Origin of the sequence: Bradyrhizobium sp. USDA 326 (assembly GCF_049739485.1) — a bacterium.
In the GTDB taxonomy this organism is placed as follows: Bacteria; Pseudomonadota; Alphaproteobacteria; order Rhizobiales; family Xanthobacteraceae; genus Bradyrhizobium.
In genome coordinates this window covers 510,084-530,696 of sequence record NZ_JBMGQA010000001.1, presented here as the reverse complement: position 1 = coordinate 530,696, position 20,613 = coordinate 510,084, and the positions used below count along the sequence as shown (strand labels likewise).

Below are 20,613 nucleotides of genomic sequence, written 5' to 3'. Positions count from 1 at the left end.
GACCTGAGATGGGCAGCCTGTCTGCAGGAATTGCGGTTACCTCTAGGCAGAAGTCATGTTGGGAAGCTCGGCGTCACTTGGGATTAGGTGGACTTGATGAAAACCGAACGGTTGGCATTGGCATCGGGCTTTGCGCCTGCTTCACGCCAGGACTGGCACAAGCTCGTTGATGGCGTGCTAAAGGGAGCGCCGTTCGAAAAGCTGATTGGTAGGACGTACGACGACTTGAGAATCGAGCCGATTTATCTCCGCGCGAAAGACATTGCACTAGTCGACGGGCGGGCACCCGCGGCGCCTTGGCAGATCGTGCAGCGCATCGATCATCCAGACGCGGTGACGGCCAATAGGCAGGCCCTTCACGATCTGGAGAACGGGGCGACGGGCCTGGCGCTCGTCTTTGCCGGCGCCAACTGCAGCCGCGGGTTCGGTCTCGATCAAACGGCAGGTGCCGTCGCCAAAGCGTTAAAGGACGTCCACCTTGATGCCGGCATCGGGATTGAACTCCAAATTGGTACAGACGGGCGTAAGACCGCGATCCATGTTGCGGAATATGTGAAGTCGGTCGGTCTCGATCCTGCCGTCTGCGACATTCGATTTGGGCTCGATCCGCTGGGCGCGTGCGCCCTAAGCGGACGCAGTCCATACACTTGGGAAGAAATCGCACGGGACGTTGCCAGCACGATCAAAGGGCTTGTAACGCTGGGGTTCAAGGGGCCGTTTGCCGCGAGCGACGGGCGGATCGTTCATGACGCCGGCGGCTCAGAAGTGCAGGAGCTTGCCTTTGTGCTCGCCTGCGGCGTGGCATATCTGCACGCTATGGAGGCGGCGCGCATTCCGCTGGATCAAGCGCGAAGTATGATCTATGCGCGACTCACTGCTGACGCCGACCAGTTTTTGACTATGGCTAAATTCCGCGCGTTGCGACTCCTCTGGGCGCGCATCGAATCGGCGTGCGGTGTGGCGCCGAGGCCGCTGTTCATTGCGGCTGACACGTCCTGGCGCATGTTGACCCGGCGCGATCCCTACGTAAACATGTTGCGCGCTACCTTGGCGACATTCTCTGCGGGAATCGCCGGTGCCAATGCGATCACAGTCCTGCCGCACACGTTGGCGCTCGGCCTTCCAGACTCGTTTGCCCGGCGCGTGGCCCGCAACACGCAGCTTCTGCTGCTGGAGGAAAGCAATCTTGCCAAGGTTAGCGATCCTGCCGCAGGTGCTGGCGGCATTGAGGCGCTAACAACGGAGCTTTGCGACGCGGCCTGGAGGAGTTTTCAAGAGACTGAAAATGCGGGCGGCATTTTTGCCGCTCTACAGCAAGGAACGCTTCAGGCGAAGATCACAGCTACACGCACAGCGCGCCGTGCAAATCTCGCGAAACGCAGCGACCCGCTGACCGGAGTGAGCGAGTTCGCAAACCTTGGCGAAGGCACAGCGGCGGTACTAAGCGTAAGACCGATAGCTCTTCCGCCTAGCTTTGATCAGAAATTCGTATTTGACGCACTGCCGCCGATCCGGCTTGCGGAACCCTTCGAATCGCTCCGCGATAAGTCCGATGCGATATTGAAGCTACTCGGCGCGCGGCCGCGAGTGTTTCTTGCCAATCTCGGCACACCGACCGACTTTACGGCCCGCGCAACATTCGCCAAGAGCTTCTTCGAAGCGGGAGGAATTGAGGCTATCGACGGCGCCGGCTTCGCCGACCCAGCCGAGCTTGCCCTCGCATTCAGGGGCTCTGGTGCCGAACTTGCCTGCCTTTGCTCCAGCGATAAGATCTATGCGGAGCGCGCCGAAATCTCCGCCCACGCGCTTCAGCAAGTCGGAGCTAGGCACATCTATTTGGCGGGACTTCCCTCTCAATGCGAGGCCGCGTTTCGGCGGGCCGGCATCTGCAGCTTTATTCACGTCAGTTGCGACGCCTTGGCAACGCTAAATGCCGCTTACAACCGGATCCAAAACCCGAAGGTTTCCCGATAATCGACAATCGAACGCGAACACTCAGATGACAACCATCAGCGTTATCCCGAATTTTGCAAGTATTGCTTTCGAAAAGTGCTCGGCCGCCGCTTCTTCTGTTTCCGTCGATCCGTGGGTGACTCCGGAGGGCATTCCGGTCAAGTCAGCATACGGAGAAGCAGATATCGCCGGGCTCGATTTCCTTGAGACCTGGCCAGGCATCGCGCCGTTCCTGCGCGGTCCCTACCCGACCATGTATGTCAACCAGCCCTGGACGGTCAGGCAATATGCCGGCTTCTCCACGGCGGAGGATTCCAACGCGTTCTACCGCCGCAACCTCGCCGCCGGGCAGAAGGGTCTCTCGGTCGCCTTCGACCTCGCCACCCATCGCGGCTACGACTCCGATCATCCGCGCGTCGGCGGCGACGTCGGCATGGCCGGTGTGGCCATCGATTCCATCTACGACATGCGCACGCTGTTCGCCGGCATTCCGCTCGATCAGATGAGCGTGTCGATGACCATGAACGGTGCGGTGCTGCCGATCCTGGCGCTCTATGTCGCGGCGGCCGGCGAGCAGGGCGTGCCGCCGGAGAAGCTGTCGGGCACCATTCAGAACGACATTCTGAAAGAGTTCATGGTGCGCAACACCTACATCTATCCGCCCGCGCCCTCGATGCGGATCATCTCCGACATCTTCGCCTATACCTCGCAGAAGATGCCGATGTACAACTCGATCTCCATCTCCGGCTATCACATGCAGGAGGCCGGCGCGACGCAGGACCTCGAACTCGCCCATACGCTCGCCGACGGCGTCGAATATCTGCGCGCCGGCCTTGCGGCCGGGCTCGACGTCGATCGTTTCGCGCCCCGCCTGTCGTTCTTCTGGGCGATCGGCATGAACTTCTTCATGGAGGTGGCCAAGCTGCGCGCCGCGCGGCTGCTCTGGGCCAAGCTCCTGAAGCCGTTCAATCCAAAGGACCCGCGCTCGTTGTCCTTGCGAACCCACAGCCAGACCTCGGGCTGGTCGCTCACCGCACAGGACGTCTTCAACAACGTGATGCGCACGACGGTGGAGGCAATGGCGGCGACGCAAGGCCACCCCCAGTCGCTGCACACCAACGCGCTCGACGAGGCCCTGGCGCTGCCGACCGACTTCTCGGCGCGTATCGCCCGCAACACCCAGCTCTTCCTGCAGCAGGAGAGCGGCACCACCCGCATCATCGATCCCTGGGGCGGCTCGTATTACGTCGAGCGGCTGACGCGCGATCTCGCGGCCAAGGCGTGGGGCCACATCCAGGAGATCGAAGAGCTGGGCGGCATGGCCAAGGCGATCGAGGCCGGCGTGCCCAAGCTGCGCATCGAGGAAGCCTCGGCCAAGACGCAAGCCCGCATCGATGCCGGCAAGCAGGCCGTGATCGGCGTCAACAAGTACAAGCCGACGGATGAGACCCCCATCGACATCCTCAAGGTCGACAACACCAATGTCCGGCGGCTGCAGATCGACAAGCTGAAGCGGCTGAAATCCGAGCGCAACCAGAAGGACGTCGATGCCGCGCTGGCCGCGATCACGCGCTCGGCCGGCGAAGGCAACGGCAATCTGCTCGCGCTCGCCATCGACGCCGCGCGGGCCAAGGCCACCGTCGGCGAAATCTCGGACGCGATGGAGAAGGTGTTCGGCCGGCACCGCGCCGAAATCAAGTCCATCACCGGCGTCTACAAGCGGGAGGCGTCCAGCATGGGCAACCGGGTCGAGAAAGTTCAGGCGATGATCGACGCCTTCGAGGAAGCCGAGGGCCGTCGCCCGCGCATCCTGGTCGCCAAGATCGGCCAGGACGGCCACGACCGCGGCCAGAAGGTGATCGCGTCCGCCTTCGCCGACATAGGATTCGACGTCGACATCGGGCCGCTGTTTGCGACCGCCGACGAAGCCGCGCGTCAGGCCGTCGAGAACGACGTGCACATCCTCGGCGTCTCCTCCCTCGCCGCCGCCCACCTCACCGCCGTGCCGGAGTTGAAGGCCGCGCTGAAGAAGCAGGGCCGCGACGACATCATGATCATTGTCGGTGGCGTGGTGCCGCCGCAGGATTACGATGCGCTCTACGCGGCCGGCGCGGAGGCGATCTTCCCGCCCGGGACGGTGATCGCCGATGCCGCGGATCAGCTGATCCAGAAGCTCAATGCTCGGCTCGGGCACAGTGAGGCGGCAAATAGTAAGCGCCACGGCAGATAGTAACGGCGTATCGGTCCAGATTGAAAGCTCAAAGCCGGGGCGTCGAACTTACGAATTGATCCCGCAGTCCGCAGGCAGAGTGCCGAACAGCGCATATCTGGGCTTGGAGAAGATTGGTGTAAGATGCGACGCAAAGGTTTCGTTGCAGTCAACAGGCAAATGCGGACGAATTTGCCTCATATTTTTGCGATCGGCGATGTCGCGGGTAACCCGATGCTCGCCCATAAGGCGGTTCACGAGGTGCATGTCGCGGCAGAAGCGGCTGCCGGGCTCAAGAGCTCATTTGACGCGAAGATCGTCCCGAACGTCGCCTACACTGATCCTGAGGTGGCCTGGGTTGGCATCATGGAACATGAAGCGGCCTCCTCAGGCAGGCACGTTAGATCCGCGAAGTTTCCGTGGGCTGCCTCGGGCAGAGCGATCGCCTCGGGCGCGTCTTTGGCATGACCAAGCTGATCATCGACCAAGAGACGCACCGCATCATCGGCGATGTGATCGTTGGCCCGCACGCTGGCGACATGATTGGAGAAATCTGCCTGGCGATCGAGATCGGCGCCGATGCAATTGATCTCAGCAAGACCATCCATCCGCATCCGACGTTCGGAGAGGCAATAGGCCTGGCTGGAAGTGTATGAAGGTGTTTGCACGGATGTGTTGCCGGGTCCGAAGAGATCGACCAAGCGCGCGAGCCACTAGAAATCCAAAAACCTGAGCCGGCATCAGGTGCCTCGCTGCCGATTGTTCATAGGGGACCCGAATATGGCGGGAAGTTCTCGCAGGGAAGTAAAGGTACCTTTGAGCGTTCAAGAGGAGGAATTTGCCGCGGCATGTCGAGACTTCGTTCTGGAGAGGAAACCTGATCTCGCGGCATCCATCGTCATTGTAGACAACCAGCTCAGGATTGTGAACGATCCGCATGTTCGGCTCGCGTTTGTAGAACTTGGTCTTGCCAGATTGGTACGAGTTCTACATCTCGCAATCGAGGGCAAGGCGATTGAGCTCAAAAGAGTGCCAAGACTCCTGTTCGACCTGGCGAGCTATAGAAGGAAGATACTTCGCGCGCTAGGTAGTGACGATTGAGGACAGCCCCTCGGGTTACTAGCACGATTCATTCAACGCGCAGATTAGAGGAATAGATACTCATCGACGCAACGAGGACCGGCAGTCATCCCTTGGCAGGAGATTCGGATCTCTGAATTGCAAAGGCGGAGAAGCAGTCCATTCTTGTTCAGGTGGAATTGCTCGCATCTACTTCCTTATGGTTGCGGGATTATTGACTTGACGTTACGACCGCTTGTGACCCATAGCCGACATTGTTGCACCGAAGGTGTCCGACGTGCACGCAGAATAAAAACGGCTTCCCTATACGGGATAGCGCCATTTCAACGCGCGACGCAGAAAAAGCAACGCCACAATGATCGCCATGGCGGCGAACCAGAGCAAAGCTGGAATGGGCGATTGATTGTGTACGTGGGCAATGTAGAGAACCAGAGCCAACAGGATAGCAACCAGCGCGTTCGACACCCAATACAAGGGTGAACGCCTAATTCCACTCGCTGCGAGCTCTGTCGCTCGTTCGCGTGCTTTTGCCTCGCGCCACCAACAAAAGCCGAAGAACGCAAAAGCAATAAGCCAGTTCATCTTAGCACAATCAATTTGCTTTGCGGCTTTCGTCTTCGAACGGCGGACGACTGAGATGCCTTGTGAGACGCCCTTCATTGCCCCACCCGTAGCGCTTAGCGAACGGGACGTACAGAAGGCAGGCTAGGCCCAAAGCCATCAGTACCATAATCAGGTTGAGGCCGAGGAACACGTAGATGCTGGACGTGCCTCCGACGATGAGGACAAGCATAAGGATGGAACGAATGCTGAAAGGCGACATGCCCGCTAAGGTAGCACGAGGACGCTGTTAGCTGGCAGTCCTCTGGCGATTAGGGTTTGCAGACCATTAAGTCCGCTTCTGGCCCTAAGCTATCCTTCCCAGCGGCTTCCATTGGGTCTGCTCTTCGGAGCAGAGCGGACGCACGATAGCACTGGCTGCCGCAGCCGGTTTTGACCCGAAGCAGACGTTGGCTCGCTTAGTCTATTGATCCTGGTGAAGACAACCTCAAAACAAAGCCGCCATCGCTTCAAGCGTCTTTGTTGGGATCTATCCCGCTCGCACGCACCGGCGGTACGTCATCGTTGTTGCTCTCAAGTGACGCCAGCAGCTTCGTAAGCAAACGGAGTCGGCGCAATGGGCGCTCGGCAGTCCTACCTTGGCAGACAGTCAAAGCGATTTCTTCGATCTCTTCATCCATGCGACGCCGGATGCTCTCGATCAGTCGCGCACGATGTTCTGCATCATCGAACAGAATGAGCATGGCATGCTCCGACCGCTGACCTACTCAAATCTTAGCACATGCTAATCCAAGTTCCAGTCCGGGCACTTGTCTGCCACAGTGCTGCTACGGGCAGGTCGCGTAAAACGCACCTTGTGCCTAGAAATTGAAGGCTCGCCAGCCCCGGCGGGCCTCACTCACCAAAGTGGCAGAGGGGCAGGGACGTAAGTTCCTCAAAGGAACAGCATTTCTCTCCGCGACGAAATACAGCTGAAACAAAGCAATGTTTTGTTAGCGACACCAGGGCTTGCTCATAGTTCGCTTAGATCTCTTTCACCCGGACTATTTTCGAAAATTCGAGGCCGCGGCAGTTTCCTGCGGCGGCCTCACGTTACCGGTTTGATGGAAGGCATCAGAGGGCAGCACGGTGTGGGGCGGGCACGGTGGATAATATCGATGGCAAGGCCGTCAAAGTGGCAAGCCGTTTGGGGCGGGATCATGCCGAACTTTCGAGCGTAAATCATCGATGCTGATGGGCACATACAGCGTCGAATTGACTTGAGGTCGCGAACGAATAGCAGCGAGGGACAGAACTAGGCAGCTCCTTGATGGGCATGCCCTCGAGCTTTGGGATGGCGCGACGAAGCTCGCCGCCTCGAGCCGATCCGCCGACATTGAGCGTCAATGAACGCAAACGGTTCGCCGGAGATGCAGACACCGTATCAGTTAAGCGGTAGTGCCAGCCGAGCTGCTTTTCCCGAGACAAGTCGTTTTGGGTATTAAGGTACGGAACTAATAAGCTGCCTTCGGCGTTTCATAGTCCGCTGTTCCGCCGCCTCAGGAAAAATGAGAAAATCATCATTCGAACGCATCGGGGATGCGCGCCGGTTCGAGCTGCTTGTAAATGCTATTGTCGATTACGCTATCTTCATGCTGGACATTGAAGGCCGCGTACAGACGTGGAACGCGGGTGCGGAAAGGCTCAAGGGCTATGCTGCTGAGGAGATCATCGGAAAGCCTTTCTCGACCTTCTATACGCCTGAAGAACGGGACAAAGAAGCGCCGCAAGCTGCATTAGCTGCTGCACGCGAAACCGGCCGTTTCCATTCCGAAGGATGGCGAGTACGCAAGGACGGCACCAGGTTCTGGGCGCTTGTCGTGATCGACACCATCCGCGATGAATCGGGCGAACTGATCGGCTTCGCGAAGGTTACCCGGGACATCACAGAACGCCATCAGGCTCAGCTCAATCTCTTGGAGAGCGAACGCCGTTATCGCCGGCTCGTCGAAGCGGTCGTCGATTATGCGATTTTCCAGCTCGATCCAGCAGGTAATGTGAGCACCTGGAATCCGGGCGCGGAGCGGATCAAAGGCTATACTCCATCCGAGATCATCGGGCATCACTTCAGTCAGTTCTACACGCCGGAGGATTTTGAGCTTGGAATACCGAAACGAGTTCTCGCACAAGCCGCCGAGACGGGTCGCTTCGAGGCTGAGGGCTGGCGAATGCGTAAGGACGGCACTCGCTTCTGGGCCTCCGTTATAATAGACCGTATTTCGGACGATGCGGGCAACCTCGTTGGGTTTGCGAAGGTTACCCGTGATCTGACCGAACGCAAAAAAGCGCAGGACGAGTTGCGGACGGTCCAAGAACAATTAGCAGCGTCCCAAAAACTCGAGGCCGTCGGCCAATTGAGCGGCGGTATCGCACACGACTTTAACAACCTTCTTATGATAGTGCTCGGCAACATCGAAACTGCCGAGCGACATAGTCGCCATCTTGTAGGCAGCGTGAACATCCAACGCGCGCTAACGAACGCGAAGCGAGGCGCACAAAGGGCTGCGGCACTGACCAGTCGCCTGCTGGCCTTCTCACGACGACAAGCGCTCGATCCCAAACCGATCAATCTGAATACCTTTTTAAACGGCTTGCAGGATTTTCTGCAGCGCACGCTCGGAGAAGGGATCGAGGTTCATTTCAAACTTAACTGGCCGGCCAGTTTTCTTCTGTCGGACGGTCGCGCGGTCGGCCGCATACCCGCCCGGCGCAAGGTCTTCAACTTTCAAGGCTACGACGTCGCAGCCGCGCAGCTTGCTATCGATGGCGACGTTAAACATTGCTAGGTCGCGTGTTCGGCCTGCGACCTGGAGCTTGGTTCGGATTGACCAGACGTGCTTTGGACGGAGCGGCGGCTTTGCGCCGACGATCTTCCCCCTTGTTCCAAGGAACGTGCTTTGGGAGGGCTGGGACGGTGCTTGGGATAACGGTCATGTTGGCCTCCGCAACTAGTGAGGCTGGTCATTCTCAGCCGAGAGCCCTTCCAATTCGGCGTCCGCTTCTAGACGATTGGAGACGTACTTGCGTCCAATTCGAGCGATGGCAGGACCGACTTTGACCCTAAGCGGCCCACATCGCATTCCGCGAACCTTGATCAATCAGCGCAGGTTGGATTAACGGTTGCAGCAGTGAACAGCATTGTGCCTAATCAGTCATTCGCACCGATATCCGTGAAAAGGAAGCCCGCCGGCGTCTTAGTGAAGACGAAGATGAGCTGGCCGCAGAAGACGGAGTAACAGTCATTGTTCTGTTGATCGCGATCGTAGAAGGCCTTGCCGCGCTGGATACAAGCGCGATTTTTCGCCGTGAACGAAGTCGGATAGATCTTGGTACGGAATTGCGCGGCGTCGCGAATTGCGTTGTCATTCATGAAGGGCAATTGCGTCATACCGGCAACGGCGGCGGAGTCGTTTGCGCTCAGCGCCGCGCGAAACTTCTCCATGAAGCCATCGAATTCCTTCTGTAAGGCAGGAGAAGCGACGGGGCCCTTCGGCATCGCGGCGACGGCCGGCGCAAGGTTCACGATGGCGATTGCAAGCATAATTCTCAGCAAAAGGCGCACGGGCAGGCTCCGTCAGTCTACCAATCAAATGTGTTCCGCATCCATGGTGTTCTGTCGCGTCCAGCACATTCTGGTTCACCAGCGCAGGTTGACCTGCCCCAGGCGTGAAGCGACAGCGTTCTCTGGAGAAAGTGCTGGTAGGTCTTGCCACCTGGGTAAGGCGAAACAGCCCGGAGAGTGTGGCTTTGGAGCGCTTGGTTCCGTGACCCTTGAGTGACCCTTGAGCTGCCGTGCGCGCTCGGTCTCGATGAAGGATGCGTCAGTTGGTGGAGCGGTCTCGCGGGGCCAGCTCACCACGTTCGGTGGTCATTTCGGCTCATTTCGAGCTGCCGCCGAGTTGCATCAGAAGAACAGCCACGCCGCCGCGAATACCGCGATGCGTGCCAAGAAGTACAGCCAGGCCGCCATCACGACCAGCACGGTTGCTCCGAAAGCCGCGCCGATGGCAAAGCCTTCGAACCTCTCCTTCTTCGAGATGTCTGCCCGGTTGGCCGTCTGCTCAACAACACTCATCGCCGCACCCTGCTTCGGGAAAAAGCGGCAACTTGCTGGTAGCCGGTTGGTTGCTTTGCGTGCGTCGCTTTTTGAAAGGGTAGGGGTCGTTATCGCAGTTGAATGCGCGCGCAAAACGCATCGTTGATGTTCGTGCGCATGACGAACGAACTGAGACAATTGCAGCGGTTAGCGCGAGCCCAAGCTGCCTTCGCCGGCGAAACGAGGGCCAAGTCGGCTTTTCTCGAAATCCGCGAGCATTTAGACGCTTCCCGGCCGGCGAACGACAATCAAGTCGAGGAGCATTCGCTGGAGCCGTTCCCAGAAGGTTGGTGGGCCTCTCCCTGAAGCTGGCCGTTCAAAGGATGCTCCAGCGACCGCGATTCCGCTCGACCGGCATCGTTTGGGGAGCCCCCGGGAGAAGTAAGCAATCCTGACGTAAGTCCGGAACTTTGCCATCATTGGCGGGTTCTCGCATGCCGCATCTGGCGGCTAGGAGAACAACATGAACAAGTTTCTACTGACGACGGCCATGGCCGCGCTGATCTCGACGGGCGCGATGGCGCAGTCGACGGTTGTCACCACCACCGGCACCGGTCACGCGGCCGCCGTGCAGATCGAGCCGGAATACCGCACCAAGATTCGCACCTACGTGACCGAGCACAAGGTTCGTCCGGTGCAGCAGAAGATCGTGGTCGGCCAGCCCGTGCCCCGCGAAGTCGAGCTCGAGGCGGTACCCGCAGATTGGGGTCCCTCGCTCACGAAGTACCGCTATGTCTACTCGGGCGAGCGCGTGATGCTGGTCGATCCGTCGACCCGCACGGTCGTTCAGGAGATCGACTAAGCCTTCCCGGCGGGTTGCTGATCGCAGCGGCCCGCCACCACATCCGGCCCCGCCGATACCTTGATTTCCCATTTGCGAGCGGCCGTCCATGCCGTTCATTCGTTATTTCGTCTTCGTCGGCGGCTTCTTGCTGGCGCTGCTCTTCGTTGCGGATCGGTACCTGCCCGCTCCCGTCGAAGCCGCCGTCGTGGCCGACCCCGACAGGACCATCATCCGCATAAAATCGGCGAGGAGCATCCCGGAGAAGATCGTCTTCGACACCAGCCAGCGGGCCGAAGCGCCGATTATCGCGCAGGCCGATCCGATCCCGGAAGAGCCGCTGCGAGAAGTGCGAGAAGCCATGGCCGCCGTGCCTGCAGCACCCTCCGGCGAGACCCAAAAGGAAGCGCCGGCCCGCGCTGCGGCGGTCCTCTCGCATCCGAAGCGATCGGCAAAGCTGCAGAAGCGAACACCCGACCGGCGTCTCGCCTTCGAGAGGACCGATCCATTTGCCGGCAAATGGTGGTGAGCGGAAGCGTGACTGGCGTTCAAAGGAAAAGGCCGCTCCCTCGGGGTGCGGCCTTCGCTGCCTCCACGTGCGCCCGCTCTCACCAGTGGCGGTAGTGCCGATGCCAGTGATGACGAACGACCGGATAAGACCCTCGATAGTAGGCGTAGGCAGGGCGGACGACGCGGCGATAGCGGTAACCGTAGGACACCGGCGCCGTGTAGTAGGTCGTGGTGTAGCCGCCGCCCCAGCGATAGGGCTCGTCGTATCCGTAGTCGTAGGCGTAGGGGCCGCCATAATAGCCGGCGCTATAGTAGCCCGGGCCGCCGTAATACCCGTATCCCGGTCCCCAGCCATACGCCGAAGAGGCGAGGCCGCCGATCACGGCACCCGCAACCAGGCCGCCGGCGATCCCTGGTCCCCATCCGCCCCGCCAGTGAGCTTCGGCAGGGGCCGTGGTGGCCACCGAGGCGAGACCAAGGGCGCCGACCATCAGCGCCGACATTGCAATCTTCTTCATCGAGCATCCTTTCACGTTGTTCGAGCGCCCCGTCCACAACGGGAAAGAATGGCAATGGTTTCGCTTCCCCCGGCGGCGAGCGGGCAATGGATGCTCGGCGCCGGGGTGGCTTCACTCGAGAGCATCGAGCTTGGCCACACCAGCAAGGTTTAGGTTGGGTTCATTTCATGTTGCGTTGCGAAGCTGCCGATGTGCTTCGTTTGGTGTAACGGCGTTAACTTTGTTGAATTCACCGCACGGCGTTTCCGCAGTAAGCTAACTCTTCTTGCGTTGGGGGTTCCCATGTTCGATCCGGCCACGACCGCGCTCTTGCGCGCCGTCTTCGACGAGGTCTGCGAAGACGTCTCGCGCCACGAAACCGCGGCGCGCACCCATGTTGCCTCGAGGATTCTGGAAGCGGCGACGAACGGCGACAGCTCGCCGGAGAGGCTGAAGCAGGTCGGACGCGCGCCTCTCCACGACGCTCCGACCATGTGGCGATAGGTCGGGGAAGGCGGGGGTGAACTTCCAGGTCACCGTGCTCAAGATCCTGGTGAGCTATCCCGACGGGTTCGCCGTCATGGCCGATCTCAAGCGCGACATGGCGATCCTGGCGACGAGCGGGCGCGACTGGGCCGAGCGGACCAAGCGTCTCGCCGCACGCGTGCCAGAGTTCGACATCTTCTCACAAGGACTGGTCGAGCGGCTGAACGGCGGATGGCGGATCACGGAGAAGGGCCGATCCGTGCTCGAGTTCATGGAAGCAAGGCCTACCGAGAGGATGACGGAGAGCGCCGCGCCCGCCGTGGAGTTGCCGGCGTCAAGTCCTGCGGCGACCCCACCTCTCGCGGCAAGGCGCTCTAGCCGATGCCAGCACCTGCAGCGCCGACGTGCGGCACGCGAGCGGGCCCGGGCAAAAGCGTGCTGAACGCGCGATTGTCTGGTTGATGCGGCTTACCGGGAAAAACCGGAAACTTTCCGAAGCGCCTTGAGTTGGCAGACTGGGTTCGTCTCCGGAGAGCGAGCATGGCCGGCAACGTCATCTTGAAGAACGCCATGGAGACCGCCTGGACCGTGTATCGTGCGCGACACCCCGATGTCGACGCGCATGATGGCCGACGCTGTCTCATGGAGCGCCACCTGCATCGGAGATGGGAAGAGCGACAAAGCGATGCCGAAGAACTCGCGACCTTCGGTTTAGCCTATCTGCAGCGGCTCACCCGAGACGAATGTTGACGTGCATGAAAATGCTCGTCGCGCGCGTAGCCAACGGAAGCACAAGGCCGAGCTGGACGCTGCTCGCGATCTCCTTTCTCATTTCCGCGGTCCTTGTGGTCGGCTTGCGTAGCGCGTTCGGGGCCTAGCTCGATGCGGATCGCCCAGCTTGCCCCGTTGGCCGAGAGCGTCCCTCCGAAGCTGTACGGCGGCACCGAGCGGGTGATCGCCTGGCTGGTGGATGAGCTCGTCGATCGCGGGCACGACGTGACGCTGTTTGCGAGCGGCGACTCGAGCACGAAAGCCAAGCTCCACGCCGTGTGGCCGCGCGCGCTACGACTGGGGCGGCGAGGCGTCGACCCGAACGCCGCCTGCGCGCTCTTGATCGAGGCCATCGGCGAGCGCGCGCGCGAGTTCGACGTGATTCATTCCCATGTGGATTGGTTGCCTCTGCCGGTCCTGAGCCGCACGGGAGTGCCGTTTCTGACGACCATGCACGGTCGGCTCGACCTTCCGGGCTTGCCCGATGTGATCGGGACTTTCCCGAAGGCTCCCTTTGTCTCCATCTCGGACAACCAGCGGCGGCCGCTTCCGGACGCGAATTGGATCGCGACGATCCTGCACGGCCTGCCCAAGGACCTGTTTCGTCCGTCCTACGAAGCCGGTGCGTACCTGGCCTTCCTCGGGCGGCTGACGGCGGAGAAGGGGCCGGAAGCCGCGATACGCATCGCGCGGGCGGCCCGGATGCCGCTCCGGATCGCGGCCAAGATACCCAGAGCCGAGACGGCCTACTTCAAAAGGAAGCTCGAACCCGAGATCGACGGCGAGAAGGTCCAGCTCATCGGCGAAGTGGACGAAAGCCGGAAGCAACCGTTCCTCGCAGGCGCCGCCGCGCTGCTGTTTCCGATCGATTGGCCCGAGCCCTTCGGCCTGGTCATGATCGAGGCGATGGCATGCGGCACGCCCGTGATCGCGTACCGTTCAGGATCGGTGCCGGAAGTAGTCGAACACGGCGTCACCGGCTTCATCGTGGACGACGAGGAGCAAGCGATCGAAGCGGTCAAGGAAGCGCGCCGGCTGGACCGAAGCACAATCCGCGCCCGCTTCGAGGAGCGTTTCGTCGCCAGTCGCATGGCCAGGCAGTACGAAGAGAGCTATCGGGTATTGGTCGCTCGGAAAGCGAACCACGCCTGAGTGCGTCTCATCGCGCCAAGGATTCGAAAGCGCGGGTCGCAATCGCACGTTCCGATCCGGGAACAACCGGCAGTGATGGGCGTTGGGGCGGGCATCCGAACGGGTGCTGCACTCACGCTGGAGGAGAAATTCGATGAAAAGCTTTCTTGCTGTCGCTTTGCTGAGCACCGCCGTTGTCGGGGGCGCCGCGTTCGCGCAATCCGCTCAGCCGGCCGACCGCGCCGCGCCGGCGGCTACCGCCCAGCCCGCCGACAAGATGATGCTGAAGGGCAATTGGCGTGCTTCGAAGCTCATGGGCCTGAACGTGTACAACGAGGCCAACGAAAAGCTCGGCGACATCAACGAACTGCTGGTCGACAAGAGCGGCAAGATCAACGCCGTGGTGATCGGCATCGGCGGCTTCCTCGGGATGGGCGAGCACGACATCGCGGTCTCGATGGACAAGCTGAAGTTCGTCGAAGAGCCGGTTCGGACAAGCTCGACCAGCACCACCACTACGCGCGAGACCACCACCGGTGCGGCTTCGACGACCACGACGAACCGCAACACGAACGATTGGGTGCCGGACCACGCCGTCATGAGCGGCAACAAGGAGCAGCTAAAGGCGCTCCCGCAGTTCAAGTATTCGGACTACAACTGACGGGACCAAGCGTTCTCGGATTGAGGGGCCTCCATCGGAGGCCCCTTTTTCTTTGAGGTTAGATGACGCTCGCCAAACAGAAACGGCCCGTCCGGGGAGCCGGACGGGCCGTTGGTGCGAAAGCCAGTAGCTCAGTGCATATGAACCAGGAAATAGCCGACGCCGCCAACAACGAGGACGGCAGGAACGGCCCAAAGAATCAATACGGGCATTTTCTCCTCCAATTGCTGTCGGTAGGTCGCGGGCCCGTCGGCCCGCGAATGGTGCTTCACTGCTCGGTGCAGACCTTCGTGGTCTTTACGGCGGATTCGGCCTCGGTCTTGGTCTTGTAGACGCCGTTGCCCACGACGGTCGTGGTGGTCGTCGTCGGCTTGGTGTCGACCACGGTGCACTTCTTGGTGGTCGCGTCGCGCACGATGTAGAACTCGGCGGCGCTGGCGGCCTGGGTGCCGAGGGCGAATGCGGCGAGTGCGCCGCACACGATCAACTTCTTCATGATGTCCTCCTCAGAGTTCGTAAGTAGTCACTGCCAACGGGCAGTTGTCATCGAAGTTCCGGTTATTCCCGATCGCGAAAACCGTCGTGCCATTTCGCTACAGCACCAATCCTTCACATCCGAAAGGAATGCCAGGTTTTCCCGAATCGGAACTGCGCGCCGCGTCGATGGTTTGATCGACGTACACATTTGGAGGTTTCAGATGAACAAGCGTTTATTCTTGGCTACGACCGCCGCAGTCGCCATCGCGACTTCGGCCTTCGCTCAATCGTCGCCGAGCACATCGAGCTCCACTCCGTCCGCGACGCAGCAGAAGGACTCCACATCGACGCCGTCCTCTTCGACGTCGACGCCGTCGAATTCGTCGGGCTCGGCTCAGACCAATCCTTCGAGCAACTCGGCTCAGACCCAGGCTCCGTCGTCGACCGGCCAGACCGCCGGTAGCCAGCCATCCAATTCCGGGACGGGCACCAACACCACGCAGGCGCCCGCCTCGGGCAACTCGACGAACCAGGCCCAGACCAATCAGCCGTCGAACCAGTCCACGACGCCGTCCAACCAGGCGCAGACCAACTCGCCGTCGAGCACGACGCAGAGCGCCAACCCGCCTTCCTCAAGCACCAACCAGGCGCAGTCGCCCTCGGGTAGCGGCTCGACCAACACCGCCCAGCAGCCGAACAATCAGCAGAACACGGCGGATCGTTCGTCGAACACCAACGTGAATGCGTCGGTGAACATCAACGATCAGCAGCGGACCCGGATCAGCGCGTCGATCTCCCACCTGAACGTGCAGCCGCTAACCAACGTGAACTTCTCCTTGTCGGTGGGCACGGTCGTCCCTCGCGACGTCCGCCTGCAGCCGCTGCCGGCCGAGGTCGTCGAGATCGTGCCGCAGTACCGCGGCTACAACTTCGTGCTGGTGAAGGACGAGATCGTGATCGTCGAGCCGTCGACCTACAAGATCGTGACGGTCCTGCCGTACTCCGGTCGTTCGACGGCCGCCGCGCCGGCGCGGACGGAGCAGCGCAAGGCGACGTTCACTGACCGCGATCGCGAGGTCGTTCGTAAGCACGCCAAGGCGCGTCCGGTTGAGCGCGAGAAGCGCGTGACCACCGGCAGCTCGGTCCGGACTGAGATCCGGACCGGCGAGCGCGTGCCGGAGGGCGTAAAGATCGAGGCGTTTCCAGAAGAGGTCTATCGGGATGCTCCGACCCTTCGCGAGTACCGGTACATCAACCGTGACAGCCGCACCTACATCGTCGAACCCCACGAACGTCGCGTCATCGAAGAGATCGATTGATCTCGCAACGGAAGGAGAAGAACCATGAAGACCATCGTGCTAGGAGCGCTTACGGCGACTCTGATGGCGGCGTCCGCGAATGCCGCGCCGCTTGCGCCTGCGGCTATCGCCGCGACCGAGCTTAGTGGCACCGAGCAGGTCCGTCTCGTTTGCAGCGAGTATGGCCGCTGCTACCGAACCCGCGGCCCCCGCTATGTCCAGCGCTACTACGGCGGGGACGACGGCTACGTGGTCCGCCGGAGCTACGGCTACTATGGCGGCCCCGGCTACTACGATCGCGGCTACGGCTACTATGGCGGCGGCCCGAGCATCGGGTTTCGCTTCGGCACCCGAAGCTGGTGAATCAGGAAAGGGCCGCTCTCCGGGCAGCCCTTTCTCCATCGATTTCCTTGGGGACGATGAGATGTCGGCTGTTGCGAAGCTTCTGGCCCAGAAGGAGCAGTTGCTGGCGCGGCTCGAAGCCGATCCCGGCGCGAACGAGACCGCCGAATCCAGGCGCTGCTCGCCAAGATCGAAACCGCTCTCAAGCTACTGGAGAAAGAGGGCGCTCCTCTGACGGGCGGAAAATAAAATAGAGACTCACCCAGGGTTTGAGGCGATGCCGATGATGCGGTTAGTTGCCAAGTTGACGGCGGGTTGTCTAACCCTCGCCTATGCCGGTTGCGCCGAGGCGCGCTCCTACCCGATAAACGCCTTCGATGGTGCGTGGCACCTGATCTTCGAGACGCGGTCCGGACCTTGCGATCCAAGCTACAATTTCGACGTGAACATCTCGAATGGCAACATCTCTCATCCCAACCTTGTCAGATTTCGGGGGCGCGTATCGAGAACCGGCGCAGTGCGCGCTTCCGTAACGGTGCAGGACAAGCATGCCGCGGGCGCCGGCAGATTGGTTCCGACAAGTGGAACGGGATCTTGGGGTGGCTATTCCGGTGCTGCCAGGTGCAGCGGAGTCTAGAGGGCGACCAAGATGTAGGAGATTTGTCGCTTCCACCGGAAGACGACCCTCGGAGGTTCCAATTTTCTGCGCTCCGCTCCGCCTCGATCACGCGGGCGCGAAGTCTTTTCAATTCGCATAATTGAGGCGTGAGCCGGTCCAGACGCGCATACAGCTCAGCGGCGTCAACCGCGATCCCATGGTGTTCACGCATGTCGTGTAACCCCCAACCAAACTTTGGACAGACTTGGATCTGGCCCGCCGGTGGGCCAACCGGGAAAATGATGCAACCGCGACTCAAATCCGGCCGACGTTGTTCCGGCATCCACATATGTGAATCGTACGCCTCGCCCGGAATTTCGTCGGCCGATCGAACAGGTGCGGCACGAACGTGCGGCTAGGTCAGCGTTTTCATGGCGCGGCACGACGGCACGGCCGCTGCTGGCGCAGACGACAGCCCTCTCAATGAAGACATCAATCGAAGGGCTTTCTGCTCCGGATAAAGGCCCCAGCTCGGGGGGCTAGGGGGCTATGAGCTGGGGCCAGTTCGGGGTTCACCCCTTGGGTAGGGGCATTGGGAAAAGCTGGCACTCGCGCTATCGTTCCTCTGCGCAACGAGGTTCGCGTCGCTCATCGGCACCCCCTTTTGGGCGACGCCCGCTTGGGGTGCGAAAGCTAAAATTAGCCGAAAGGGTGCAATGCTCCCACAGCACATCGGTGCTACGCTACCCCGAGCGTTGGGGAGGACGGGTGGCCATCTATCGAATACTTCAGAACTCACCTCTGGGGCCGGAAGAGATCACGCGGCTTTCGACGGCCTACGAACAGGCGCTCCGCAGGATCGGCGTGCAGGATCGCAACGACCCTCTAACCGAACTGATCGCCAAGAAGATCATCGAGGTCGGTCAGACCGGCCTCAAGGATCCCGCCGAAATCTGCGGCCGGGCGATCGAGGAATTAGGCCTGCCGGAAGCATGAATTCGGACGAGTGCAGTACCGCGAGCCGTTGGCCGACCTGGGGGTGCATCGGAAGGGGGCGACCGGTACCGCTGCTCTGAAGGATCGCGAGCGCGGCGGGCAAGGCCGCTCTCGTCGACAGAAACGCGCCTTCGGGAGGCGAGGACGGCCAACATGGCTCCGCACTTTGCTAAACGGAAAGACCTTCGCAGCCTATGCCGGGGTCGATCCCTGCCCACGGCCTAGGCGTCGTCAGCCTTCTTGCCTGTATCCTGCTGCTCGCTCGGCAGGCTCGCCTCGAGCTCGGAGATGATGTCCTGCAGCAGCCGCACCGCAAGCGGGTCGGTCGCCTCCGCGTGCAGCCTACGGTATCGCTGCAGTTCTTCGAGCATCTTCGGCGATGGTGCGGTCATGGTCGCAAGCTCCGACCCGTCTACGCCAGAACCCTTCTTCGGTTGCAGCGAGGTTCGAGGAAATTCGGTGCATTCGCCGTTCAGGCGTCGAGCGCAAGCGAGACTTGTACCTCGCACCCCTCGGGAAGTGGCCTTCTCACTACGGTGCCTTTCATCTGCGTCGCGAGAAGGCCGACGAGGCGGGTGCCGAGCCCGCTCCTGACGTCGGCGGGACAGCCGACGCCGTCGTCCCGCACCGTCACCAGGACACGCTCGTCCTTGACGCGGACGTCGACCTCGACCGTGCCCTGGCGGCCCTCCGGAAAGGCGTACTTGAAGCAGTTCGTGACCAATTCGTTCACGATCAGCCCGATCGACGCCGCCTGCGAGCTCCGTACCTCGATGTTCTCGCAACGGACACCGATCGAGATCGTGCGTACGCCACGATGAAAGTCGGCCAGGCTTCCGCATAGGGCTTCGATGTACGGCGCAAGGGCGATGCGGCTGCCGTCGGCGGTGTCGCGCAGTCGGTCGTGGACCTTCGCCACCACGTCCACCCGACTTACTGCCGACGCGATCGCCGTCTGGACCGCCGGGTCGGTCGCCGAGCGAGCCTGAAGCCGAAGGACGGAGATTATGGTGGCGAGGTCGTTGCGCGTTCTATGCGCGAGCTCCTGCAGCAGAATTTCCGAATACCGGTTGGCTTCGGATAATTTGTGCAGCGTGCTCCGCAGAAGCTCGGTGACAGCGGCGATACAGATGCCCGTGAAGATGAAAAGGATGAGAGGGATCGCAGCCGACGATGGGGGGCCCGGGATAAGATAGGCGAGGGCAAGCGCGGCACCCGCAACGGTCGCCGCGAGACCGCAGCCCCGGTCGAACAGGACGGAGGACAGGAAGATGGCCGGGATGAACAGCAGAAAGGGATAGGGTCGAAGGTAATCGTCCAACAACACCCGGGCGATGAACGCGATGCCGACCAGGCCGAGCGTCAAGGTGTAACGCACCCAGATCGGAAAGTCCGACCGTCAACAGGCGGTGCAGAAAGGCTTCCACTTCGGAGCAACGTGCCTTCAGGGCTCGATGTTCCGATGGAGAACGTGCGCTCCCCATTTCCTGTGCGTCTTAAGCCGCGTTGGCCGCTCCGCGCCGTTTCGTCAGCTTGTCGGGAAGGCTTGAACTCGGTTTCGACGTCGTCGACGCCCTCGCAACGGGGACAGACGAAGCGATGTAATATCGTGCTTGCCGACGATTGGCGCACCAGCGTCGACATGATCCATCTCATCTCGACCCTGCAGTTCACGCAGGTGGGCGGCTCCAAGCCGGCGAGTGAGTCCTTCAGACGATCTACCACGCGAGCCGAGCCCCTTTCGGCCACCATAGCACGGCCACGGCAGGCGTTTGTATCATTTGGTACAGAAGGGGGCTCCGTCGGCTCAAAGCTAACGGCTATTCTGTCCTGCGCGAGGCGCAGGGAACGGCGGAATCTTCTGGTCGTTGGCGGAGCTGTGGGGTTTAGCTTGAGGAGCCGTCGCGATGTTGGAAACGAATGACCTGCTGGTGAAGTGTCCGAGGTGTGGCACCTGGCCGATGGCCGTGAGCTCCGGGAAGGATACGTTCGCGCAACGCGAGATCGCCTTCAGATGCCCCAAGTGCGGCAGCGAGGAAACGGGCCGGCTCCGACGTGCCTCCTTCTCGCCAGTCTCGGCCTCCTCCGGTCGGGACGCGACCTGAGCGGGCGCACCCCGGTCTTCGG

At 61.1% G+C, this 20,613-nt stretch carries 23 protein-coding genes and 2 pseudogenes; 16 read left to right on the top strand and 9 right to left on the bottom strand.

From position 1 onward, the window contains the following. Positions 1 to 96 precede the first annotated feature (96 nt). The 4 genes from ABIG06_RS02580 to ABIG06_RS02565 all read left to right on the top strand — a co-directional run bounded on the left by ABIG06_RS02580 (position 97) and on the right by ABIG06_RS02565 (position 4,818). Entirely contained in the window at positions 97 to 1,974 is a 1,878-nt protein-coding gene (locus ABIG06_RS02580; RefSeq protein ID WP_370133969.1) for a methylmalonyl-CoA mutase family protein, read from the top strand. 34 nt (positions 1,975 to 2,008) lie between these two features. Continuing rightward, positions 2,009 to 4,183, top strand: a complete 2,175-nt coding sequence (gene scpA, locus ABIG06_RS02575; RefSeq protein ID WP_370140767.1) for a methylmalonyl-CoA mutase — start codon at positions 2,009 to 2,011, stop codon at positions 4,181 to 4,183. Between the two features lie 123 nt (positions 4,184 to 4,306). Then, positions 4,307 to 4,630 (top strand): FAD-dependent oxidoreductase, encoded by a 324-nt coding sequence (locus ABIG06_RS02570; protein ID WP_370133966.1) that lies wholly within the window; start codon positions 4,307 to 4,309, stop codon positions 4,628 to 4,630. Continuing rightward, positions 4,627 to 4,818, top strand: coding sequence for a hypothetical protein (locus tag ABIG06_RS02565; RefSeq protein WP_370133964.1), 192 nt, complete (start codon positions 4,627 to 4,629; stop codon positions 4,816 to 4,818). Before ABIG06_RS02570 ends, ABIG06_RS02565 begins: the two co-directional genes overlap by 4 nt. A gap of 727 nt (positions 4,819 to 5,545) precedes the next feature. Here ABIG06_RS02565 and ABIG06_RS02560 read toward each other — a convergent pair. Continuing rightward, positions 5,546 to 5,902: a hypothetical protein gene (locus tag ABIG06_RS02560; RefSeq protein ID WP_370133963.1), complete on the bottom strand. Its 357-nt coding sequence runs from the start codon at positions 5,900 to 5,902 to the stop codon at positions 5,546 to 5,548. A gap of 410 nt (positions 5,903 to 6,312) precedes the next feature. Then, the gene (locus ABIG06_RS02555; protein ID WP_370133960.1) at positions 6,313 to 6,546 is read right to left on the bottom strand and encodes a hypothetical protein; all 234 of its coding nucleotides are present in this window, start codon (positions 6,544 to 6,546) and stop codon (positions 6,313 to 6,315) included. 804 nt (positions 6,547 to 7,350) lie between these two features. Here ABIG06_RS02555 and ABIG06_RS02550 point away from each other — a divergent pair. Continuing rightward, positions 7,351 to 8,478 (top strand): annotated as a pseudogene (locus ABIG06_RS02550) (PAS domain S-box protein); the annotation flags it as partial. On the opposite strand, the pseudogene ABIG06_RS02545 reads toward ABIG06_RS02550, so the two are convergent. The 3 genes and pseudogenes from ABIG06_RS02545 to ABIG06_RS02535 form a co-directional block, all read right to left on the bottom strand. Then, positions 8,479 to 8,776 (bottom strand): annotated as a pseudogene (locus tag ABIG06_RS02545) (tyrosine-type recombinase/integrase); the annotation flags it as partial. A 214-nt stretch (positions 8,777 to 8,990) separates the two neighbouring features. Next, positions 8,991 to 9,404 (bottom strand): hypothetical protein, encoded by a 414-nt coding sequence (locus ABIG06_RS02540; RefSeq protein WP_370133958.1) that lies wholly within the window; start codon positions 9,402 to 9,404, stop codon positions 8,991 to 8,993. Between the two features lie 342 nt (positions 9,405 to 9,746). Further along, positions 9,747 to 9,917 carry a hypothetical protein gene (locus ABIG06_RS02535; RefSeq protein WP_370133956.1) on the bottom strand — a complete coding sequence of 57 codons (171 nt, stop codon included), beginning with the start codon at positions 9,915 to 9,917 and terminating at the stop codon, positions 9,747 to 9,749. Positions 9,918 to 10,055: 138 nt separating this feature from the next. Here ABIG06_RS02535 and ABIG06_RS02530 point away from each other — a divergent pair, with 138 nt between their 5' ends. The 3 genes from ABIG06_RS02530 to ABIG06_RS02520 all read left to right on the top strand — a co-directional run bounded on the left by ABIG06_RS02530 (position 10,056) and on the right by ABIG06_RS02520 (position 11,248). Next, a complete protein-coding gene (locus ABIG06_RS02530; RefSeq protein WP_424578069.1) occupies positions 10,056 to 10,244 on the top strand; it encodes a hypothetical protein in 189 nt (62 codons plus the stop codon). 157 nt (positions 10,245 to 10,401) lie between these two features. Next, positions 10,402 to 10,740: a DUF1236 domain-containing protein gene (locus ABIG06_RS02525; protein ID WP_370133951.1), complete on the top strand. Its 339-nt coding sequence runs from the start codon at positions 10,402 to 10,404 to the stop codon at positions 10,738 to 10,740. Positions 10,741 to 10,828: 88 nt separating this feature from the next. Then, complete coding sequence (locus ABIG06_RS02520) at positions 10,829 to 11,248, top strand: hypothetical protein (protein ID WP_370133949.1); 420 nt, start codon at positions 10,829 to 10,831, stop codon at positions 11,246 to 11,248. A 79-nt stretch (positions 11,249 to 11,327) separates the two neighbouring features. Here the strand turns inward: ABIG06_RS02520 and ABIG06_RS02515 are convergent, their stop codons facing one another. Continuing rightward, positions 11,328 to 11,747: a hypothetical protein gene (locus tag ABIG06_RS02515; RefSeq protein ID WP_424578068.1), complete on the bottom strand. Its 420-nt coding sequence runs from the start codon at positions 11,745 to 11,747 to the stop codon at positions 11,328 to 11,330. A gap of 282 nt (positions 11,748 to 12,029) precedes the next feature. Between ABIG06_RS02515 and ABIG06_RS02510 the strand changes: the two genes are divergently transcribed. From ABIG06_RS02510 to ABIG06_RS02490, 5 genes are all read left to right on the top strand, one after another. Next, positions 12,030 to 12,230: a hypothetical protein gene (locus ABIG06_RS02510; protein WP_370133946.1), complete on the top strand. Its 201-nt coding sequence runs from the start codon at positions 12,030 to 12,032 to the stop codon at positions 12,228 to 12,230. 16 nt (positions 12,231 to 12,246) lie between these two features. Then, positions 12,247 to 12,654, top strand: coding sequence for a hypothetical protein (locus ABIG06_RS02505; RefSeq protein WP_370133943.1), 408 nt, complete (start codon positions 12,247 to 12,249; stop codon positions 12,652 to 12,654). Between the two features lie 98 nt (positions 12,655 to 12,752). Continuing rightward, positions 12,753 to 12,962 (top strand): hypothetical protein, encoded by a 210-nt coding sequence (locus ABIG06_RS02500; protein ID WP_370133942.1) that lies wholly within the window; start codon positions 12,753 to 12,755, stop codon positions 12,960 to 12,962. 132 nt (positions 12,963 to 13,094) lie between these two features. After that, entirely contained in the window at positions 13,095 to 14,135 is a 1,041-nt protein-coding gene (locus ABIG06_RS02495; protein WP_370133939.1) for a glycosyltransferase family 4 protein, read from the top strand. A 133-nt stretch (positions 14,136 to 14,268) separates the two neighbouring features. Further along, positions 14,269 to 14,775: a PRC-barrel domain-containing protein gene (locus tag ABIG06_RS02490; RefSeq protein ID WP_370133937.1), complete on the top strand. Its 507-nt coding sequence runs from the start codon at positions 14,269 to 14,271 to the stop codon at positions 14,773 to 14,775. Positions 14,776 to 15,043: 268 nt separating this feature from the next. Here ABIG06_RS02490 and ABIG06_RS02485 read toward each other — a convergent pair whose 3' ends face one another. Then, positions 15,044 to 15,271: a hypothetical protein gene (locus ABIG06_RS02485; protein ID WP_124162174.1), complete on the bottom strand. Its 228-nt coding sequence runs from the start codon at positions 15,269 to 15,271 to the stop codon at positions 15,044 to 15,046. A 202-nt stretch (positions 15,272 to 15,473) separates the two neighbouring features. Between ABIG06_RS02485 and ABIG06_RS02480 the strand changes: the two genes are divergently transcribed. From ABIG06_RS02480 to ABIG06_RS02470, 3 genes are all read left to right on the top strand, one after another. Beyond that, positions 15,474 to 16,571: a DUF1236 domain-containing protein gene (locus ABIG06_RS02480; protein ID WP_370140766.1), complete on the top strand. Its 1,098-nt coding sequence runs from the start codon at positions 15,474 to 15,476 to the stop codon at positions 16,569 to 16,571. 24 nt (positions 16,572 to 16,595) lie between these two features. Continuing rightward, positions 16,596 to 16,913, top strand: coding sequence for a hypothetical protein (locus tag ABIG06_RS02475; RefSeq protein WP_370133935.1), 318 nt, complete (start codon positions 16,596 to 16,598; stop codon positions 16,911 to 16,913). A 1,345-nt stretch (positions 16,914 to 18,258) separates the two neighbouring features. Then, on the top strand, positions 18,259 to 18,486 hold the full coding sequence (locus ABIG06_RS02470) for a hypothetical protein (RefSeq protein ID WP_370133932.1): 228 nt from the start codon (positions 18,259 to 18,261) through the stop codon (positions 18,484 to 18,486). A 221-nt stretch (positions 18,487 to 18,707) separates the two neighbouring features. Here the strand turns inward: ABIG06_RS02470 and ABIG06_RS02465 are convergent, their stop codons facing one another. Continuing rightward, a complete protein-coding gene (locus ABIG06_RS02465) occupies positions 18,708 to 18,878 on the bottom strand; it encodes a hypothetical protein (protein WP_370133930.1) in 171 nt (56 codons plus the stop codon). An 80-nt stretch (positions 18,879 to 18,958) separates the two neighbouring features. Beyond that, the gene (locus ABIG06_RS02460; protein ID WP_370133927.1) at positions 18,959 to 19,852 is read right to left on the bottom strand and encodes a sensor histidine kinase; all 894 of its coding nucleotides are present in this window, start codon (positions 19,850 to 19,852) and stop codon (positions 18,959 to 18,961) included. Between the last annotated feature and the right edge of the window lie 761 nt (positions 19,853 to 20,613).

Excerpts from the sequence above, each read along its gene's own strand:
- ABIG06_RS02580 (WP_370133969.1), top strand. The coding sequence starts at position 97 with ATGAAAACCGAACGGTTGGCATTGGCATCGGGCTTTGCGCCTGCTTCA.
- ABIG06_RS02570 (WP_370133966.1), top strand. The coding sequence starts at position 4,307 with ATGCGACGCAAAGGTTTCGTTGCAGTCAACAGGCAAATGCGGACGAAT.
- ABIG06_RS02565 (WP_370133964.1), top strand. The coding sequence starts at position 4,627 with ATGACCAAGCTGATCATCGACCAAGAGACGCACCGCATCATCGGCGAT.
- ABIG06_RS02560 (WP_370133963.1), bottom strand. The coding sequence starts at position 5,902 with ATGAAGGGCGTCTCACAAGGCATCTCAGTCGTCCGCCGTTCGAAGACG.
- ABIG06_RS02555 (WP_370133960.1), bottom strand. The coding sequence starts at position 6,546 with ATGCTCATTCTGTTCGATGATGCAGAACATCGTGCGCGACTGATCGAG.
- ABIG06_RS02535 (WP_370133956.1), bottom strand. The coding sequence starts at position 9,917 with ATGAGTGTTGTTGAGCAGACGGCCAACCGGGCAGACATCTCGAAGAAG.
- ABIG06_RS02530 (WP_424578069.1), top strand. The coding sequence starts at position 10,056 with ATGACGAACGAACTGAGACAATTGCAGCGGTTAGCGCGAGCCCAAGCT.
- ABIG06_RS02525 (WP_370133951.1), top strand. The coding sequence starts at position 10,402 with ATGAACAAGTTTCTACTGACGACGGCCATGGCCGCGCTGATCTCGACG.
- ABIG06_RS02520 (WP_370133949.1), top strand. The coding sequence starts at position 10,829 with ATGCCGTTCATTCGTTATTTCGTCTTCGTCGGCGGCTTCTTGCTGGCG.
- ABIG06_RS02515 (WP_424578068.1), bottom strand. The coding sequence starts at position 11,747 with ATGAAGAAGATTGCAATGTCGGCGCTGATGGTCGGCGCCCTTGGTCTC.
- ABIG06_RS02510 (WP_370133946.1), top strand. The coding sequence starts at position 12,030 with ATGTTCGATCCGGCCACGACCGCGCTCTTGCGCGCCGTCTTCGACGAG.
- ABIG06_RS02500 (WP_370133942.1), top strand. The coding sequence starts at position 12,753 with ATGGCCGGCAACGTCATCTTGAAGAACGCCATGGAGACCGCCTGGACC.
- ABIG06_RS02495 (WP_370133939.1), top strand. The coding sequence starts at position 13,095 with ATGCGGATCGCCCAGCTTGCCCCGTTGGCCGAGAGCGTCCCTCCGAAG.
- ABIG06_RS02490 (WP_370133937.1), top strand. The coding sequence starts at position 14,269 with ATGAAAAGCTTTCTTGCTGTCGCTTTGCTGAGCACCGCCGTTGTCGGG.
- ABIG06_RS02485 (WP_124162174.1), bottom strand. The coding sequence starts at position 15,271 with ATGAAGAAGTTGATCGTGTGCGGCGCACTCGCCGCATTCGCCCTCGGC.
- ABIG06_RS02480 (WP_370140766.1), top strand. The coding sequence starts at position 15,474 with ATGAACAAGCGTTTATTCTTGGCTACGACCGCCGCAGTCGCCATCGCG.
- ABIG06_RS02475 (WP_370133935.1), top strand. The coding sequence starts at position 16,596 with ATGAAGACCATCGTGCTAGGAGCGCTTACGGCGACTCTGATGGCGGCG.
- ABIG06_RS02465 (WP_370133930.1), bottom strand. The coding sequence starts at position 18,878 with ATGACCGCACCATCGCCGAAGATGCTCGAAGAACTGCAGCGATACCGT.